We start from the raw sequence: 16,806 nt of genomic DNA, 5'->3' as shown, positions 1-16,806 counted from the left end.
GCAGGATCGTGAGGTGCGCAGGGTGGACGACTCAGGCCAGTTCCAGGATGCCGCCATCGGCCGACAGGTCGTCGAGCGCAATGACGGCGATGCATCCGTCGAACGTTCCGACAGCCAGCAAGGCGTCTGAAGCATCCATCGCATAGATGACCGTCGCAACCCCGTTGACGGCGGCACGCGCCTTCGCCACGACTGTGCCGGCTGCCGCGTCGAGCACGAGGATCGTGCCGTCGAGCAGCGCCGCAACAACCAGTCCGATTGGCGCAACATGAACCACAGCGCTGGCGGCCGCCGTGGTGGTGTGACGCCAAATCTCACGGCCCGGTCGCTTGATCGCCTTTCGGTAGATGAAGCCATGATGGCCCTGACGCGGATCCGGGTGATAGTGCCGGCCGGCCACGACGATACCACGACCGGCGTCGTCCTCGACGTAGCAGCCGATGCATTCCATGGCATGGCTGGCGTGGCTGCCGTCGGCAGGCAGCAGCGGCCACAAGTCCTCGACGGTGCCGTCCGGTCGCACGCGGCAGAGACGCTTCTTCTTGTGTGAGGTCGGTGGAGTGCCTTGCAGCAAGTAGAGATCTGGCGCGCCATCGACGCCGATATGATGATTGAAACAGTCATAGTGGCCGAGGTCGGCAAACCGGGCCTGTCCGGTGCAGATATCGATCAGGACATCGGCTTGGCCAACGCCCGCCGGATGTCTGTCGCGCCGTCCCAGAACCCGGCCGTCGCGGGAGGAGACAAAGGTATAGACGCCCTCGAACGCGCCAAATTCCGCAAGCCGCCCATCACGGAGCACCTGCAGTCGCGAGCGCGGTGCTTCGCCAAGCGCTGAGGCAGGCGGTCCGATCTGAACAATCGGCGGCGACGATCGCAGGATGCGCGCGCCATACCCCTCACCGGAGAAGCAGACGACGCTGCCGTTCTCCAGGTCATGAATTTCGAGCAGGCAGAGGTCATGGACGGCGGCGAGCCGGCCGTTGTCCAGCCAAGCGACGTCCCAGATTGCGCCTCGCTGCACCAGTCGATCGGTGCCGAACCAATTGGCCAGCTGCCGTTCCATCGCCGATTGCCGATCTTGATCAGACACCTGCCTATCGATCGTCTGACGCGCGATCCATGTCGCCGGATCGATCTCGACAGCGATACTGCCGACTGCCCCCTCGTAAGCAACGTTCACCGGGTAGAGCCGGTCGAACGGATCTTCCTCACTTTCTTCGTTGCCCCACTCTTCGTCCCAAGGCCTGACCAGCAGATCGAGCCGATCGCCAGCGACATTGAAGCTGCAGAGCTCAATCTCGGGCAGACCCCCGGCCAGCGGCCAGGACCGATCAGATGACCAGTTCCAAGCGACCAGCTCGCCTTCAAAAAACCAGCCGCCATCGTAGCTGCCTGCCGCAATCGCGATGACCGGTTCGTGCGGATGAAAGCTGATGTCGTTGATGGGGAGCCGCAGCATATCGAAGGCCGCAAAGGGCCGCCGCTCGCCGCGATGGTAGAGGGCCAGCCGATGGCGCAACCTTTGCCCGGTATAGGCGGCACGCCCTGGCGGATTTGTAAGCAGCGGAAACAAGCTCGCGACGGCCAAGATATGGCTATCCGGGCTAACGAACACACCCGTTATTTTGCCGTTTCCGGGGAGCGTTGGAGAAAAAACAATCAAGCAATCGGCCCTCGTCGCTTTCAAAGCCTTGCCGGATAATTTGATATCTACGCCGCATGATCAACCGGCAAGAAGCTCGCAAACTACTAATGTCCGTAGCGTGACATGGCGGGTGTCGACGGTTTGAATTCTTTCGAGAGCAATCAAGTTTGAGGCCCGCTCATGTTATATTCATTCATGAACGTTGCGCCGGGTCCGGAAGAATGCCCTTGAGGATCGTCTCGGTAATCGTCGTCGCTGCCGTGTCATAATCCTCTGCCTTCAAACGCGCCTTCTTCAGTCCGTCGGCTGCGATGGGCTCGAAATCCGCGTAGAATTGGGTTGATGCCCAAAGCATGATGAACAGGTGGCGCGGATCGACCGGAAGCATCTTTCCTGCCGCAATCCATCCCTCGACGACTGCCACGTGCGCATCCGTGACCTGGCGCATGTGGTCGCGATCCTTCTTCTTCAGAAACCGGGCGCCCTGGATGATCTCGCTGGCAAAGAGCCGGGATTCCGCAGTGTTCTTACGCGTGTAATCGAGCTTGGCCTTGATGTAGAGGCGGAAGGCGTCAGCTGGCTCGCGCTCGGGCGAGATGTATTTCAGCGCGTCGTCCCAGCTGGCGATTAGGTGTGTAACGATGGCCTTGTAGATCTCCTCCTTGGAGGAGAAGTAGTAATAGACGTTGGCCTTGGGCAGGCCCGAGGCCTCGGCGATCTCGGCGATGCGTGTGCCGTCGAAGCCCTTACGCGCGAATATCTCGATCCCGGCCTTGATGATGAGGCGCATATTGCGTGCGCGGATACGCTCCTCCGGATCTCGTGCTGCCCTTGCCATGCGATCTCGCCTCCATCTCGCCGCTGCTCCCTACCAGACAATCATGCGTGGCGGCGAGACCGTTTCCGCAATTTCCGAGTTTTCCGGCAAAATGCAAGCGCATCGCCCTTTGCAAAAAAAAGTTGACGATCTGGTCAAAAAAACCTGACGACATAGTCATTTTTTGCGTTCATGAAAGTTGACACTTTGGTCAGCTTTTGTCTAGTCTCTCGTTCAGCAGGTTGGAGGGGCGGTGTGATGTCGGGACGACTGAGGGAGGCGATGGCGGAAACGCTGGCCGGCTGGGAGGCCGATCTGCCTGATGTCTGGCAGGATGCGCTCGGACCCATCGGCGATGATTTCGATCGGGTCGATGCCGGTCTCGATTTCGAATCCTGGGAGCCGATTTTTCCCGCGCGTCGCGGCAAGACCTTTCCCGGGCAGCCGAAGGGTGCGCATGCTCTTGCGGCCTTCGATGGGATCGCTCCCGACGGCGTGCGCTGCATGATCCTCGGTCAGGATCCCTATCCGGAGCCAGGTTTCGCAACGGGCCGAGCCTTCGAGGCCGGCAATCTTGCCGCGTGGGTCGAGCTGGACAAGATGTTCTCGAAGAGCATCCGCGCCTATATGCAGCTCATCGCGGCCGCGCGGCTCGGTGACGAGAGCCTTAGCGAAGACTTCGGTCGCTGGCCCGATGTGCGGCGCCTGTTGTGCGACCCTGCCGGCGCGTTCGAGGCGCCAGACGCAATCGCCGACCGCTGGGTGGGCGAGGGCGTGCTGCTGCTCAACGCATCCCTGACGCTTTCCCGCTTTCGCGTCGATATCGATCCGCATCAGTCGCGCGGACATCTTCCGTTCTGGCGGCCCTTGATGCTGCGTGTGGTCGAAATGCTTCTGGCGCGGGGCGAGCCGATCGTCTTTCTCGGTTTCGGTGCGGCTGCGGCCGATATCTTCGCCCAAACCGGCATTCGCGAGGGCCGCACCGGCAATGTCGCCTGCATCGAGCGAGAGCATCCCGCTTTCGCCGACAAGGTGCTTGGCCGGGAGAATCCCTTCCTTCTCTGCAATCTCTATCTGGAGGCGATGGGCGGCCGTCCCATCGCATGGTGAACCATGGCGTCTACCCCGGAATATGACTTTATCATCGTTGGCGCGGGTTCGGCCGGTTGCGTTCTTGCGAACCGCCTGTCGAAGAACCCGGCCAACCACGTGCTTTTGATCGAGGCTGGTGGCAAGGACCGCAATCCGCTTTTTCGTTTACCGATGCTGATGGGCAAGCTCTTCCATTCGGGCATCTACAACTGGCACTATCACACGGAACCGGAGCCCTATCTCAACGGCCGCTCCCTCTATTGGCCGCGCGGCAAGGTTCTCGGCGGGACCTCGACCATCAACGGCATGATCTACGTGCGCGGCAATCGCCACGACTATGATCGCTGGGCGCAGCTCGGTTCACCCGGCTGGTCCTATGAAGACGTGCTGCCGGCTTTCCGGCGCTCTGAGACGCACATCGAGCGCGATGACGCGTTTCACAGCACGGACGGCGAACTCACCGTCTGCCGTGCCCGTGGCCACAATCCGCTGATGGACGTGTTCTGCGAGGCGGGCCTGCAGGCCGGCTATCCAGAGAATGACGACTTCAACGGCGCCACCCAGGAAGGGTTCGGCCGCTACGATTTCACCATTCGCAAGGGCAAGCGCTGGTCCACATCCTGGGCATTTCTGCGCCCGGCGCTCGGACGAAAGAACCTTACCGTGCTGACGGGCGCCGAAACGACGCGTGTCCTCATCGAGGGTGGCCGAGCATGCGGCGTCGGATATTTGAAGGATGGCAGGCCGGGCATCGCGCGTGCCGGGCGCGAAGTCATCCTGTCGGCAGGCGTGGTCAATTCGCCCAAGGCGCTGCTGCTTTCCGGCATCGGGCCGGCAGACGAACTGAGTGCGCTCGGCATCAAGCCGACGCTCGATCTTCCCGGTGTCGGCAAGAACCTCCAGGACCACGTCGACTGCGTCATGAGCTGGGAATGCCGCGAGCCGGTGACGCTGTTCGGCGACCTGCGCGCCGACAAGCTCATTCCCGCCGTCGCACAAGGAATGCTGTTTGGCGAGGGCGTTACGACGACGTTTCCCTACGAGGCGGGTGCCTTCATTCGCTCGAACGAGGGCCTCGTCTCGCCCGATATCCAGCTGCATTTCATGCCAGCGCTGGAAAAGACCGCCAACCTGCATTTCCCCAATCCCTTCGCCAAGAAGCGGGCGGTGGAGGCCGATCACGGCTTCACAATCCGCGTCGGACCCGTCAATCCGGCGAGCCGCGGCGAAATTACGCTGCGGTCGGCGAACCCGACCGACAAGCCGAAGATTCAGGCGAACTACCTCCAGTCCGATTTTGACATCCGCACGATGATTGACGGCATCCGGCTGACGCGCGACATCGTCGGCCAGAAGGCATTCGACCGCTTTCGCGGCAAGGAACTGGCGCCCGGGCCGGAAGCGCTCGACGATGCCGGGCTGACCCGCTGGCTGCGCGCAACGGCCATGACGACGTTCCATCCTGTTGGCACCGCCAAGATGGGCAACGATCCGATGGCGGTGGTGGATGCGCAGCTCAAGGTGCACGGCATCGGGGGTCTGCGTGTCGCCGACGCCTCGATCATGCCGATCATCTCGAGCGGCAACACCAACGCGCCCGCCATCATGATCGGCGAGAAATGCGCCGAATTGATCCTGAACAGCTAAGGGAGTGATCCGATGATCCTCGAACACCGCACCTATACGTTCAAACCAGGCACGGTCGACAAGTGGATGAAGAAATACGAGGCCGACGGCCTCCCGGTGCAGAAACGCCATCTCAACACGTTCGTCGGCCTCTACGTTTCGGAACTCGGTACGCTTCACACCACCGTTCTGATGTGGGCCTACGACAGCCTTGCGGATCGCGAGGCGCGCCGGTCGGCCATGTACGCCGATCCGGATTGGCAAAAATTCATCTCCGAGGTCTGGGCGCTCGATGCGATCCAGAAGCAGGAGGTGATGATCATGAACCCTGCATCCTATTCGCCGCCGCTTTGAGACGACCAGGCACTCGTCGGCATTGTCCGCGCGTGTCGGAATGCGCATGACACAAGACAATCAACAAAAGAGGGAACAATCATGACTGACAAGGCTTCACAACACATAATGCACCGTCGCACATTCCTGCAGGCGAGCGCGGGCGCCGCAGCGCTCGGTCTTGCCGCCAGCATCGTGCCCGAATTTGCCATGGCGTCCGGCGGGCTGGTCGCACTGGTCCACACGCAGGCCGCCGGCGACAACGGCCCGGTCGATCAGATGATCGCCAAGCTCAAGCAGCTGTCGGAAGAGAAGGGTTTTGAATACCGCGCCGTCTACGCGCAGGACCCCGCGACCTACGAGACCATCTACCGCACGCTCGGCGACGCAGGTGCTGCGATCATCATCTCCACCTTCAACGAAGTGGCCGAGCCCTTCAAGGCGCTGGCGCCGTCCTATCCCGGTACCAAATGGATCCAGCTGTTCGCCGACCCCTTCGAGCCGGCGATCCCGAACGTAGTCACGGTGTCTTACGACTACTATCTCGGCTGCTATCTCTCTGGCGTCTTTGCGGCCAAGATGACAACGACGGGCAAGACAGGCTTCATCGGAGGTGTTTCGATCCCGCCGCTCAACGCCGATTTCAACGCGTTCAAAGCCGGCGTCCACTCGATCAAGCCGGACGCCAGCGTCATCGCCGCTTTTGCCGGCTCGTTCCAGGATCCTGCAAAGGGCCAGGAAATCGCTACCCAGATGTACAATGACGGCATCGACTACATTCAGACGGACGCGGCGGCCACCGACGGCGGCATTATCGCCGCAGCCAACGAAAAGGAAGGCCGCATGGTGAGCTGCCTTGCTCCGGGACAGTACGCACTCGGTCCGAAGTCGCTTATCTCCATCGTCGGCCTCGATTTCGGCGTCTCGCTCTACAACGAGGCAACGAAGGCCGTCGGTCCTGAATGGAAGGGCGGCACGCACGAGCATACGGGCCTTGGCACCGGCGTCATCGACTTCATTCCCTCGCCGGTCTTCGCGGAACAGGGGCCGGCTGAGCTGAATGCCAGGGCGAAGGAAGCGCTTGTCGAGGTCGAAAAGGCGCGTGCCGGTATTCTTGATGGCTCCATCAAGGTTCCATTCAATACCACACTCTGAGCCTCCGGCGCCGGCCGCAGGGTCGGCACCGGAGCCTTGACGAAAAACCGGCATCGGCCTTTGCCTTCGGGGAGGGCCGCCGGACGCTCGCGGATCGTCTTCCTTCCTGTTGACGGTCCGTGAGCCTTCGCTCTCGATGGGAACCTTTTGATGTCCAACCTTCCGAAGCCTGCGCTGGAGTGCCGGGATGTCACCGTGAAATTCGGAGACGTGACTGCACTGTCGGACGTTGCCGTTTCGTTTGTTCCCGGCCAGATCCACGCGGTCGTGGGCCAGAACGGCGCCGGCAAGACAACTTTCGCCCGCGTCGCTGCGGGACTTGTTCAGCCGACCGCCGGCGCGGTCGACGTGATGGGCCAGGAAATCCGCACCGGCCAGGTCAGCCAGAGCCGGGCTGCGGGCGTTGAGCTGGTTCATCAGAGCTTTGCCCTGCCGCCGTCCTTTACCGTTGCCGAGACCATGGAGTTCGGCGCCACTGGCAAAGGTGGCATCTACAGCCGCAAGGGGCTTGCGGAAAAATGGCGGACCCATCTCGCCGGTCTCGACGTCCACGTTGATTTGAACAGGCGGATCCGCGACCTGCCGATCGAGACCCAGCAGGGCATCGAGATCGCAAGGGCGCTTGTCATGGATGCGCGCGTGCTCATCCTCGATGAGCCGACCGCAGTGCTCTCTCCCTCAGGCATAGACATGCTGTTTGCTCGTGTCCGTCGTCTCAAGGAGCGCGGCGTTACCGTCATCCTCATCCTGCACAAGATTCGCGAGGTGCTCGGCATCGCCGATACGGTCACGGTGTTGCGCGGCGGCCGAAAGGTCGAGGGGCCGCTTCCGATCGCCGAGGTTTCGGCCGAGAGGCTCGCCAACCTGATCGTCGGCGATGCGATTGCTAAGACGCTCGACCGGCATGAGCGTGACGCGCTGGTCGGGTCGAAATCGCCCGCAGGCGAGGGCGCAGGTCATCCGGAGAACGCGAGAGGTCCGAGCGTGCTGTCCATGAAGGCCGTCTCGACACGGCCGGACAGTGAGGGCATCGCGCTCGATGGCATCGATCTGGACATTCGCCCAGGCGAAATCGTCGGCATAGCCGGCGTGGAGGGGAACGGACAAAAGACACTGGTGCGCGCGATTTCCGCCCTTGCCGATCTTGCCGGCGGTTCGATCGTGCTTGCAGGCCGTGATGTGACCGGCAAACCGCTCGCCGCCCGTCGCGCGATTGGTCTCAGGATCATTCCCTTCGAGCGCAATGTCGAAGGTCTCAGCCTCACGAGTTCGCTCTGGCAGAACTGGAGCGCAAGGGAGTTGCTGCAGGGAAGCCTGCTCAAGGTGATCCGCCCCTCTGCGGTGCGCGAAACCTGCGACCGGTCGCTTAGGGAATGGAGTGTCCACTACCACAATTCAGCGCAGAAGGCGGGGTCGTTGTCGGGTGGCAATGCCCAGAAGGTGATCCTTGCGCGCGAGGTCGATCGCGATGCCAGGCTGATCATCGCGGCTCAGCCGACGCGTGGTCTCGACATCGGTGCCACTGCCTTCGTGTGGCAGGCGCTCCGGCAGGCGCGCGATCGCGGCGCCGCCATCCTCTTGATTTCATCTGATCTCGACGAGCTGTTCGACATCTCCGACCGTGTGGTGGTGATGCTGTCGGGGCGTGTGAACGGCGAATTCCGCGCGCCCTTCGACATCGCGTCGGTGGGCGCAGCCATGACCGATGCGGCTGCGAGGGTAAGCGCATGAAAGACAGTTTCATCACGGTTGCCCGCAGCCTGATCTTCGTGGCCTTCGCGCTCATCCTGTGCTCTCTGGTGTTCCAGTTTGCCGGCTACAACGCGGGGGCCATGCTCTGGGCGGTAGTCGATGGCGCCTTCCTGCGCAGCGGTGCGATCGAACAGAGCCTCAGATGGGCGCTGCCACTGTTCGTCACGGCCGTAGGCGTCGGGATTTCCTTCCGGGCGGGTTTCTTCAACATCGGCGCCCAGGGCCAGTTCTATGTCGGCGCGATCTGCGCCGCGTTCGCCGCCGAGGCGTTCAAGGGCGGGCCGGCTTTCCTCGTTATCCCGGCGCTCATCATCGCCGGCATGCTGGGAGGCGCCCTCTGGGCGCTCTGGCCGGGGCTCCTGAGATTACGGTCTGGTACTGACGAGGTGATCACCACGCTGATGGGAAACTTCATGGCCGGCCTGCTTCTGGTCTATGTCACCTCGGGACCGCTCAAGGATCCTTCGGGATCCGGTCAGCAGGCATCAAGTCGCCCGCTCGACGCGGCCTACCGCATCTCGGACTCGCTCGGCCTGTCCCCAACCATCATCGCCATCGCGGCCGCCGTCGGCATTTTGATGTGGCTCCTGGTCAACCGCACGGCCTTCGGGGTTCTTGCGAGCCTTGCCGGCCGCAACGGCACGATGGTGGAGTGGCAGGGCGCGCGGCTGTGGAAACTGGGTCTTTCGAGCTTCATCATCTCGGGCGCACTGGCGGGTCTCGCCGGAACCATCGAGTTCATGGGGCCGAACGGCCGCATCGCATCCGGGTTCCTGCCTGCCCACGGCTTCACGGCGATCCTGATCGCGCTTGTCGCCAATCTCTCCGTGGTCGGCACTGCGGCGGCGGCGGTGTTCTTCGGCGGCCTTGCCTCGGCGGCGCTTTATCTGCCGATCATGGCCGGGCTGCCGGCCGCCGCGATCGACATCATCAATGCGGCGATCGCGCTGTTCATCACGGCAAGGTCGAAGTTCGTCGACAAGGTGCTGCGTCTCGGAGGGCGCCCATCATGAACGAGATCATCATCGCCATCCTGCGTTCCGGTACGCCGCTGATCTATGTCACCCTCGCCGGCGTCATTGCGCAGCGGGCAGGGGTGTGGAACCTCGGTCTCGAGGGCCTGATGATCATCGGTGCCTGCGCCACGATCGTCGGCATCATCCTGACCAATTCCATCCTCGCTGCCATGCTCATCGCCATCCTCATCTGCGTGCTCGCCTCCGTCCTCCTCTGGTTCGTCATCGACAGGCTCAAGGCCAATCCGATCATCGCCGGCCTCGGCCTGACGGGCCTTGGCGTCGGTGGCACGGCGCTCGCCGTTCAGTCGATCTTCGGAAGCCAGGCGAGCGTGACCGCACCGTTCGGCATTCCGAAGCTCGGGCCCACCTTCGGAGCCTATGGCGTGCTGTCGATCGCGGTCGCCGCCATGCCGTTCGTGGTCTTCGGCATGTGGGTGCTGCTGCGTCGCACGCGCTTCGGTCTCCGGCTCGCCGCCTGTGGCGAGCATCCCTTCGCTGCCCGCAGCGTTGGGGCCAATCCCTCGCGCATGCGCCTCGTGGCGCTGGCGATTGGCGGGGCGCTGTGCGCAATCGGTGGGGCGGAACTTGCCGCCGGCAGCCTGCAATTCTTCGCCCAGGGCATGACGGCGGGTCGCGGATTTATGGCGTTCGCCGCGGTCATCTTCGGCGCTTCCCATCCGGTGGGGGCCACCTTCGCTGCGCTCTTCTTCGCCGTCGTCGGCGCGCTCGGTATCCGGGCGCAGCTCATGTTCGGCGACAAGATCCCGCACGATCTCCTGCAGGCGTTGCCCTATCTCGCGACCGTCTTCGGCGTCTGGCTCTCCGGCAAGCTGCGGGGCGGTGCGAAGGCCGCCAGTTCCTTCGCCGAGCTTAGGGATCAATAGGGAGGCACCATGACGTTCGCGCAACGCCATCCGATCCAGGATGTCTGCATCCTGGTCACCGACCTCGAGGCGTCGATCCGCTTCTATACGCAGAAGCTCGGCTTCGAACTCAGGCACCGCGCACCCGGCTTTGCCGATTTCACCGGTGCGGGGCTGACGCTCGCGCTGTGGGAGCGGTCGCATATCGAGAAACATGCCGATGTACACGTGCCCAAGGGATCGGCATCGGCGGTGCTCGTGGCGGTACGGCTCGACAGTCCCGCGGATATCGATGTCCTTTATGCGGATCTCGCAAAAGACGGCGTGACCTTCATAAATCCTCCGGCCGACTACCCGTGGAACGCCCGGTGCCTCTATTTCCACGGGCCTGACGGCGAGACCTGGGAGCTTTACGCGTGGCTCGGTGGCGGCGCTCCCGGCAAGGTGACGGCATGACACGCAAGCTTATCATCCTCACCGATCCTGGTCAGGACCAGGCGGCTGCCATCCTGATGATCCTCGGCCAGCGACGGGCCTTCGACGTTCTCGGGCTGGTCGCCACGGCCGGTAACATCAACCTCGATCACACGATCGCCAACTGCCTGAAGCTGATGGAACTGGCCGGCCGGCCGGATATTCCCGTCTTCGCCGGTTGCCCGCATCCGATCATCCGTCCGCTTGTTATGGCCGAACACGTGCATGGCCCGACCGGTCTTGACGGCCCGGATTTGCCACAGCCGAAGATCGGGCCGCAGGAAAAGCACGGCGTCGATTTCATTATCGATACCGTCCGCGCCCATCCCGGCGAGATCACGATATGCTCGCTGTCGCCGGTGACCAATCTCGCCATGGCCTTGCGCAAGGCGCCCGACATTGCTGGCAAGATCCACGAGGTCATCGCGATGCTCGGCGCCTATTTCGAGGTCGGCAACATCACGCCGACGGCGGAATTCAACTGCTATGTCGATCCCGAGGCCGCTGACATCGTGCTGAGGGCCGGCATCAGGACCACGCTCCTGCCGCTCGACGTGACGCACAGGATGCGCTCGACACCGGAGCGTCTCGGCGCCATGCGGGCACTTGGAAACCGTTGCAGCGTGGCGACCGCCGAAATGCTGGAGTTTTCCGAAACCTTCGACCTCGGGAAATACGGCTGGGAAGGTGCGCCTCTGCACGGGCCATGCGTGCCGGCCTTCATGCTGGCGCCGGAGATGTTTTCAGGACGGCAGATCAACGTCTCCGTCGAACTGAACGGCACGTTGACTTCAGGCATGACGGTCGCCGACTGGTGGCAGATCACCGACCGGCCGAAGAATGTCTTCTATGTCACGGACGGCGACCCCGTCGCCTATTATGATCTTCTCCTGAATTCACTGGGAAACCTGCCATGAGTGAAATCCTGATCCGCAACGCGACGATCGTGGCGATGGATGGCAGCCATGGCGCAGCGCCATTTGCCGGCAACGTCCTGATTGAGGGCGAGACCATCAAGGCCATCGGTGAAGGCCTCTCGGCCGGCCCCGGCGCACATATCATTGATGGACGGGGCAAGCTGGTGATGCCTGGGCTTGTGAATGCCCACACCCATTCCAGCGAGACCTTCCTTCGGGGCCGCTACGAGCGCATGCCGCTCGAAATCTGGCTGCTCTATGCCTATCCGCTGCTGATGAACGACCCGATCGGCGAACGGCTGCTTTATCTGCGCAGCCTGCTCTTGGCCATGGAATCGCTGCGCAACGGCGTCACCACCTTCTGCGACGATTTCTTTGATCCGCCCCGGCATGATCTCGATCGCCTTTCAACCGTCTTTCGCGCCTATGACGATGCCGGCATTCGCGCCAATGTCTCGAGCGCCGTGATGAACGTCCACACACTCGATGCGCTGCCCTTTGCCCGCGAGGTGATGCCGCCCGAGTTGCAGGCCCTTCTCGATTTTGGCCCGCCGCTGACGGCGAATGCCTATATCGACTATTGCAGGTCGGCCTTCGCCAGCCTGCACGGCAAATCGGGCCGGCTGCATTTCATGATCGCCCCCTCCGCGCCGCAGCGTTGTTCGCCGGATCTCATGGCGGCGTGCATGGATCTTGCGGTCGAAAAGCACGTTCCGTTCCACACGCATATTCTCGAAACCAAGACCCAAGCCGTGACCGGCCACATGCTGCATGGTAAATCCCTGATCGCCTACATGCACGATCTCGGTCTTTTAAAACGCAACACGACGATCGCGCATTCGGTCTGGGTGAGCGACGAGGACATGCGGCTGATGGGCGAGGCCGGAGTCTCGGTCGCCCACAATGCCGTCTCGAACCTGAAGCTCGGCGCCGGCATTGCGCCGATCCGCCGCCTGCTCGATGCCGGTGTGTCGATCGGCCTTGGTACCGACGGCGTCTCTTCGAACGATACAGCGCGCATTTTCGATGTCATGCGCGTCGCCGGCCTCGTCCACAGCGCCGCCGGGCCCGACTATGAGAGGTGGGTGGCAGCGGACGAGATTCTCGCCATGGCGACCATCGGCGGCGCGAGGACGGCCTTGCTGGAACAGGTGACCGGCTCGATCGAGATCGGCAAGGCGGCAGATCTCCTGATCCTTGATCTCAGCAGCTATCCCTTCATGCCGCTCAACGACGTCGCAAAGCATCTGGTTTACTCGGAAAACGGCTCCTCGATCGAGACCGTGATGGTCGCTGGCCGGATCGTGGTGCAGAATGGGCGCCTGGCCACGATCGACGAACAATCCGTCTTCAATGAGATTGCCGAACTGGTGCCGGCTTACCTTGCCGAACATGCCGACCTCGAGCGCCGCAACAAGATTTTCGAGCCGGTCATGGCGGAAATCCATCGCAGGGCGACCCGGATAGATATCGGTCTTAATCGTTATCAGGGAGACACTGCTGACGTGCGCCTCAAGTCTTGACCGTTTGCTTGTGCCGGATGATCTCGGGGTGGGCATCGCCGTTGACGAGAAGTCGCGTGGATCGGCGCTGACGGCTGACGGGTCGGTCGTTTCTGGGAGCGGCCGTTCTCGATATCCGGTTCAAGCCAGAGACATAGTACTCGCGCTTGCGCGTCGGCTTTGACAAAGCGCAAAACGAGCGGGGCTCGGTTTGTTCTTGTTGAAAATTGTTCTTTCCACCCGGCATGGCGATGCTTGCCATCATTGCGTCGGGTCCGCCTTATCGGTTTGACGGACCCCGGAGTGTGAAGATGGTCGGATCAATTACCGATGTGCCGTCACCACGACCTCGATCTTGGTGTCGGCGCCGAGATCAGCAACGCCGACGGTTGCGCGTACCGGAAAGGTCTCCGGTGTCAGCCATTTCTTCCAGACTGCGTCCATCTCAGGCTTGAGGTTCATTTCGGTGATGAAGATCGTTACCGACAGCAGCTTTGTCTTGTCCGACCCGGCTTGTGCCAGATAGCTCTCGATCTTCGCAAGGATCTCCTCAGTCTGTCCCGCCATGTCGAGGCTTTCGTCGTCGCAGGTCGTGCCACCGACGAACACAATGCCATTGTGCTCGACGACGCGATGCATGATCGGGGTGGGGAGGTGGCGTTCAGTCATGGGGCATTGCCTTTCTCTGTTTGTAAATTGCTTGGTTCTTCAGGGACGCGGCCGGTCACGGCGACCACCGCATCTCGGGTTTGGGGAAGGGCCGCAAGTTCGCTAAGGCGAAGCGGCTTGACCGGCGCGCGCAGGCGATAGGTGCCGATCCCGCTTGGGCTGACGCGTCGTTCCGCCGCCATCATCTCCGTGACGGTGGAGGCGCAGAGGCGGCCCTGACAGGGCCCCATGCCGCAACGCGTGAACGTCTTGAGCTGGTTTGGGCCCGGTGGGCCCAGGGCGATTGCCTGGCGTAGCGCTCCGGCGGTCACCTCTTCACAGCGGCAGACGATGGTGCCTTCGTCCGGTGGCGCTCGAAATTGCTGCGCCGGTCGATAAAGCACGTCGAGAAAGTCCCTGCCGCGAAGATATGTCTCGCGCTCCGCTTCCAGCCGACCGGCCCTTTCACCTACGCTGCTGGGTGTGGTCAGACCGAGGTCGCATAGGGCGGCAAGTGCAGCGATCCGTCCACTGACCGCAGCATGCTGGGCGCCGCCGATGAAGGCGCCGTCGCCGGCGACAAAAATCCCCGTCGTGGTCGTGCGTCCCTGGCGATCCGTCCGCGGCTGGAAGGCGCGCTGTCGATCGTTCCATTCGATTTCGCAACCTGCCGCACTTGCAAGGTTGATGTTCGGAATGACACCCTGGTGCAGGAGCACGCAGTCGGCGGCAATCGTTTGGTGGCGACCGCCGGCGCGAAAGGCCACGCCTTGCGCTTTGTCTGTGCCGTTGATCGACAGCTGCGAGACGTTCGAGATAATCCGTGTGCGCCTGCGGACCTTGATGAGAAGAGCCAGTCCCTTTGCGACATAGGGTGAGCGCAGGAAGTCCGGCAGATGACGCAGCGCCGGTAGCCGCTGTCGTTTGTCGGTGGTGTCGACGAGAGCGGTTATATCTGCCCCGGCATCAAGCAGTTGCGCCGCGAGCAGATAGAGAAGCGGGCCGCAACCGGCCAGAACGGTCCTGCCCTTCGGGATGCCCGCGATGGATTTGAGTGCAATCTGCGCCGCACCCGCGGTCATCACGCCGGGCAGCGTCCAGCCCGACACCGGCATCGGCCGCTCCATGGCGCCGGTTGCAAGGATGACCGCGCGCGCCTCAATCCTGCGGGTCGTCCCGCCGATCGACAGACCCACCACGGCATTATCGCAGGGCCTGGCTCCATCGGCAGGCACAAGATCCCAGACGGTGGTCGATGGTGCATAATCCACCGCCATGTCGTCCAGGAAGGCTGCGGCGATCGAACGGCCCTTCCAGTAATCCTCGCCGAGGAACGGCTGCCGCTCTGGCGTGTTGCGGGTGATTGCGCGATAGATCTGCCCGCCGAGGCAGCGATTTTCGTCAACGACGAGCACGCGAGCCCCGGCGGTCGAGGCTTCTATCGCGGCCGAGAGACCCCCGGGGCCGGCACCGACGACCACGAGGTCATACCGCGCGGCCAACTGCTCGGCATGGGTGACGGTATGTGCGTTCATTTGCACTCTCTTTCCGTCAAAGTGCGTGCACCCTGTTGGCTGGCAACGACCATGCCTTCACGCACTTCAATCAGGCAGCTTTGCCGGTTCTGCACGCCGTCGACTGTCACCAGGCACTCGAAGCAGACGCCCATCAGGCAATAGGGCGCGCGCGGGACGCCGCCGACGGCGCTCTTGCGGAAGACGTCGACGCCGGCTGCCAGGAGCGCGAGTGCCAGCGTGTCGCCGCGCTCGGCCCAATGCGTCTCGCCGTCGAAGGTGAAGGATAGTTTGTCGGTGATTTCACGCGTTCTTAGGAGCATCGAACCTCCGCGAATGAAAGGGAGACAGGGCGCTTGAGAGTGTCCCCGCCGCGATTTGCGGGGCCACGGCGAGTGCATGATTGGCGGCCAGCGTCACGCCGGAATGGCAGATGGCGATGAAGGCACCCGGATGGGTCAAAGACTGTTCGTAGATCGGCAAGCCGTCTTGGGTCTTGACGCGAAATCCGGTCCAGCTTCTGACGACATTGGCGTCGGCCAGCGTCGGGAAAACACGGATCGCGCGGCTTGCCAGCACGGCGGTGATGTCCTGATTGGTGGTTAAGGCAGAGCTCGTGCACTCTTCGCTGTCACCGATCATCACGCCACCTTCGTCGGCCTGGCGGATGGTCGTCGATGCAAAGCTGAAAAACGGCGCGCATTTCTCGGTCACCAGAATCTGGCCTTTGCTGCGCTTGAGCGGCGCGCGAAGGCCGACCATCGGTGCGAGGCGCTCATTGTCCACACCAGCGGCAAGGATGATGCGGCGCGCGCGCACGCCACCCCATTCGCCCGTCAGGCGAAAACCTCCCGCTATCGGTTCGATGTGGTCCACGCGCCGATGGGCGCGATACTCGACGCCGCGATGTTTCATGGCCGCATGAAGGGCGCGAAAGAGCCGTAGCGAGTTCACATGGCCATCGGTCGGCGAATAGATCGCACCGACGACGTCGCGACCGATCAGGGGAAGGCGTTCACGAAGGGCCTGCGGATCGAATATTTCATAGGGGGCGGGTTCTCCGATGGATTGCGCGGCGATGGTTTCGAGCTCAATTCGCCAGTCTCTGAGTTCTTCAGCCGACAGCGCGAAGGAAAAGCCGCCGCGCTGGCTCAAGGCCACGTCGATGCCGGTATCGGCGGCAAGCGTCTGCGCGAATTCGGGCCAGAGCTCGGCCGAAGTCTTCGACCAATGCGCATAATGCGGCGCGCCCAGACCTTTGCCCTGCACCCAGATCAGCGCAAAGTTGGTGCGCGATGCTCTGAGATCCAGGTCTTCCCCGTCCAGCACCATGGTTTGGGTGCCGGATCGCGCAAGGCCCCAGGCCAATGCTGCGCCGACGAGGCCGCCGCCCACGACGGCCATCTCGCATTCGTCCAGAAGTGCCATGAAGTATTCTCGATATTG

The 16,806-nt window shown here is 62.6% G+C and carries 17 protein-coding genes; 10 read left to right on the top strand and 7 right to left on the bottom strand.

The annotated features are described in order from the left end of the window. Positions 1-31: 31 nt before the first annotated feature. The gene (locus J3R84_RS36355; protein WP_203527404.1) at positions 32-1,591 is read right to left on the bottom strand and encodes a hypothetical protein; all 1,560 of its coding nucleotides are present in this window, start codon (positions 1,589-1,591) and stop codon (positions 32-34) included. Between the two features lie 250 nt (positions 1,592-1,841). Next, positions 1,842-2,486 (bottom strand): TetR family transcriptional regulator C-terminal domain-containing protein, encoded by a 645-nt coding sequence (locus J3R84_RS36350; protein WP_025430497.1) that lies wholly within the window; start codon positions 2,484-2,486, stop codon positions 1,842-1,844. A 261-nt stretch (positions 2,487-2,747) separates the two neighbouring features. On the opposite strand from J3R84_RS36350, the gene J3R84_RS36345 reads away from it, so the two are divergent. The 10 genes from J3R84_RS36345 to J3R84_RS36300 all read left to right on the top strand — a co-directional run bounded on the left by J3R84_RS36345 (position 2,748) and on the right by J3R84_RS36300 (position 13,219). Further along, entirely contained in the window at positions 2,748-3,575 is an 828-nt protein-coding gene (locus tag J3R84_RS36345) for a uracil-DNA glycosylase family protein (RefSeq protein WP_057216638.1), read from the top strand. A 3-nt stretch (positions 3,576-3,578) separates the two neighbouring features. Beyond that, positions 3,579-5,204 (top strand): GMC family oxidoreductase, encoded by a 1,626-nt coding sequence (locus tag J3R84_RS36340; RefSeq protein WP_057216642.1) that lies wholly within the window; start codon positions 3,579-3,581, stop codon positions 5,202-5,204. A gap of 12 nt (positions 5,205-5,216) precedes the next feature. Next, entirely contained in the window at positions 5,217-5,537 is a 321-nt protein-coding gene (locus tag J3R84_RS36335) for an NIPSNAP family protein (RefSeq protein WP_057216645.1), read from the top strand. A 108-nt stretch (positions 5,538-5,645) separates the two neighbouring features. Next, positions 5,646-6,671 carry a BMP family ABC transporter substrate-binding protein gene (locus tag J3R84_RS36330; protein ID WP_171520121.1) on the top strand — a complete coding sequence of 342 codons (1,026 nt, stop codon included), beginning with the start codon at positions 5,646-5,648 and terminating at the stop codon, positions 6,669-6,671. A 150-nt stretch (positions 6,672-6,821) separates the two neighbouring features. After that, positions 6,822-8,402: an ABC transporter ATP-binding protein gene (locus J3R84_RS36325; protein ID WP_192433434.1), complete on the top strand. Its 1,581-nt coding sequence runs from the start codon at positions 6,822-6,824 to the stop codon at positions 8,400-8,402. Then, on the top strand, positions 8,399-9,436 hold the full coding sequence (locus J3R84_RS36320) for an ABC transporter permease (RefSeq protein ID WP_025430491.1): 1,038 nt from the start codon (positions 8,399-8,401) through the stop codon (positions 9,434-9,436). Before J3R84_RS36325 ends, J3R84_RS36320 begins: the two co-directional genes overlap by 4 nt. Then, positions 9,433-10,326: an ABC transporter permease gene (locus tag J3R84_RS36315; protein WP_025430490.1), complete on the top strand. Its 894-nt coding sequence runs from the start codon at positions 9,433-9,435 to the stop codon at positions 10,324-10,326. The genes J3R84_RS36320 and J3R84_RS36315 overlap by 4 nt, the downstream gene beginning before the upstream one ends. A gap of 9 nt (positions 10,327-10,335) precedes the next feature. Continuing rightward, positions 10,336-10,761 (top strand): VOC family protein, encoded by a 426-nt coding sequence (locus tag J3R84_RS36310; RefSeq protein ID WP_025430489.1) that lies wholly within the window; start codon positions 10,336-10,338, stop codon positions 10,759-10,761. After that, positions 10,758-11,696: a nucleoside hydrolase gene (locus J3R84_RS36305; RefSeq protein ID WP_203527406.1), complete on the top strand. Its 939-nt coding sequence runs from the start codon at positions 10,758-10,760 to the stop codon at positions 11,694-11,696. Before J3R84_RS36310 ends, J3R84_RS36305 begins: the two co-directional genes overlap by 4 nt. Further along, entirely contained in the window at positions 11,693-13,219 is a 1,527-nt protein-coding gene (locus tag J3R84_RS36300) for an amidohydrolase family protein (protein ID WP_203527409.1), read from the top strand. Before J3R84_RS36305 ends, J3R84_RS36300 begins: the two co-directional genes overlap by 4 nt. On the opposite strand, the gene J3R84_RS36295 is transcribed toward J3R84_RS36300, so the two are convergent. The 5 genes from J3R84_RS36295 to J3R84_RS36275 are packed head-to-tail and all read right to left on the bottom strand — an operon-like array spanning position 13,209 to position 16,788. Next, on the bottom strand, positions 13,209-13,463 hold the full coding sequence (locus J3R84_RS36295; RefSeq protein WP_203527411.1) for a hypothetical protein: 255 nt from the start codon (positions 13,461-13,463) through the stop codon (positions 13,209-13,211). The two genes, J3R84_RS36300 and J3R84_RS36295, sit on opposite strands and share 11 nt — an antisense overlap. A gap of 59 nt (positions 13,464-13,522) precedes the next feature. Beyond that, positions 13,523-13,867 (bottom strand): RidA family protein, encoded by a 345-nt coding sequence (locus J3R84_RS36290; protein ID WP_203527413.1) that lies wholly within the window; start codon positions 13,865-13,867, stop codon positions 13,523-13,525. After that, on the bottom strand, positions 13,864-15,381 hold the full coding sequence (locus tag J3R84_RS36285) for an NAD(P)/FAD-dependent oxidoreductase (protein ID WP_203527415.1): 1,518 nt from the start codon (positions 15,379-15,381) through the stop codon (positions 13,864-13,866). Before J3R84_RS36285 ends, J3R84_RS36290 begins: the two co-directional genes overlap by 4 nt. Continuing rightward, complete coding sequence (locus tag J3R84_RS36280) at positions 15,378-15,683, bottom strand: (2Fe-2S)-binding protein (protein WP_057206937.1); 306 nt, start codon at positions 15,681-15,683, stop codon at positions 15,378-15,380. Before J3R84_RS36280 ends, J3R84_RS36285 begins: the two co-directional genes overlap by 4 nt. After that, positions 15,664-16,788 (bottom strand): NAD(P)/FAD-dependent oxidoreductase, encoded by a 1,125-nt coding sequence (locus J3R84_RS36275; protein WP_203527417.1) that lies wholly within the window; start codon positions 16,786-16,788, stop codon positions 15,664-15,666. The genes J3R84_RS36280 and J3R84_RS36275 overlap by 20 nt, the downstream gene beginning before the upstream one ends. Positions 16,789-16,806: the final 18 nt, after the last annotated feature.

Origin of the sequence: Ensifer canadensis (genome assembly GCF_017488845.2) — a bacterium.
GTDB classification, from domain to species: Bacteria; Pseudomonadota; Alphaproteobacteria; order Rhizobiales; family Rhizobiaceae; genus Ensifer; species Ensifer canadensis.
The sequence above is the reverse complement of the archived record's forward strand: the minus strand, read 5'-3'. Positions and strand labels throughout refer to the sequence as shown.

What these genes read in the sequence shown, in the direction of transcription:
- J3R84_RS36350 (WP_025430497.1), bottom strand. Translation starts at nt 2,486, where the DNA reads ATGGCAAGGGCAGCACGAGATCCGGAGGAGCGTATCCGCGCACGCAAT.
- J3R84_RS36345 (WP_057216638.1), top strand. Translation starts at nt 2,748, where the DNA reads ATGGCGGAAACGCTGGCCGGCTGGGAGGCCGATCTGCCTGATGTCTGG.
- J3R84_RS36340 (WP_057216642.1), top strand. Translation starts at nt 3,579, where the DNA reads ATGGCGTCTACCCCGGAATATGACTTTATCATCGTTGGCGCGGGTTCG.
- J3R84_RS36335 (WP_057216645.1), top strand. Translation starts at nt 5,217, where the DNA reads ATGATCCTCGAACACCGCACCTATACGTTCAAACCAGGCACGGTCGAC.
- J3R84_RS36330 (WP_171520121.1), top strand. Translation starts at nt 5,646, where the DNA reads ATGCACCGTCGCACATTCCTGCAGGCGAGCGCGGGCGCCGCAGCGCTC.
- J3R84_RS36325 (WP_192433434.1), top strand. Translation starts at nt 6,822, where the DNA reads ATGTCCAACCTTCCGAAGCCTGCGCTGGAGTGCCGGGATGTCACCGTG.
- J3R84_RS36320 (WP_025430491.1), top strand. Translation starts at nt 8,399, where the DNA reads ATGAAAGACAGTTTCATCACGGTTGCCCGCAGCCTGATCTTCGTGGCC.
- J3R84_RS36315 (WP_025430490.1), top strand. Translation starts at nt 9,433, where the DNA reads ATGAACGAGATCATCATCGCCATCCTGCGTTCCGGTACGCCGCTGATC.
- J3R84_RS36310 (WP_025430489.1), top strand. Translation starts at nt 10,336, where the DNA reads ATGACGTTCGCGCAACGCCATCCGATCCAGGATGTCTGCATCCTGGTC.
- J3R84_RS36305 (WP_203527406.1), top strand. Translation starts at nt 10,758, where the DNA reads ATGACACGCAAGCTTATCATCCTCACCGATCCTGGTCAGGACCAGGCG.
- J3R84_RS36300 (WP_203527409.1), top strand. Translation starts at nt 11,693, where the DNA reads ATGAGTGAAATCCTGATCCGCAACGCGACGATCGTGGCGATGGATGGC.
- J3R84_RS36295 (WP_203527411.1), bottom strand. Translation starts at nt 13,463, where the DNA reads ATGATGGCAAGCATCGCCATGCCGGGTGGAAAGAACAATTTTCAACAA.
- J3R84_RS36290 (WP_203527413.1), bottom strand. Translation starts at nt 13,867, where the DNA reads ATGACTGAACGCCACCTCCCCACCCCGATCATGCATCGCGTCGTCGAG.
- J3R84_RS36285 (WP_203527415.1), bottom strand. Translation starts at nt 15,381, where the DNA reads ATGAACGCACATACCGTCACCCATGCCGAGCAGTTGGCCGCGCGGTAT.
- J3R84_RS36280 (WP_057206937.1), bottom strand. Translation starts at nt 15,683, where the DNA reads ATGCTCCTAAGAACGCGTGAAATCACCGACAAACTATCCTTCACCTTC.
- J3R84_RS36275 (WP_203527417.1), bottom strand. Translation starts at nt 16,788, where the DNA reads ATGGCACTTCTGGACGAATGCGAGATGGCCGTCGTGGGCGGCGGCCTC.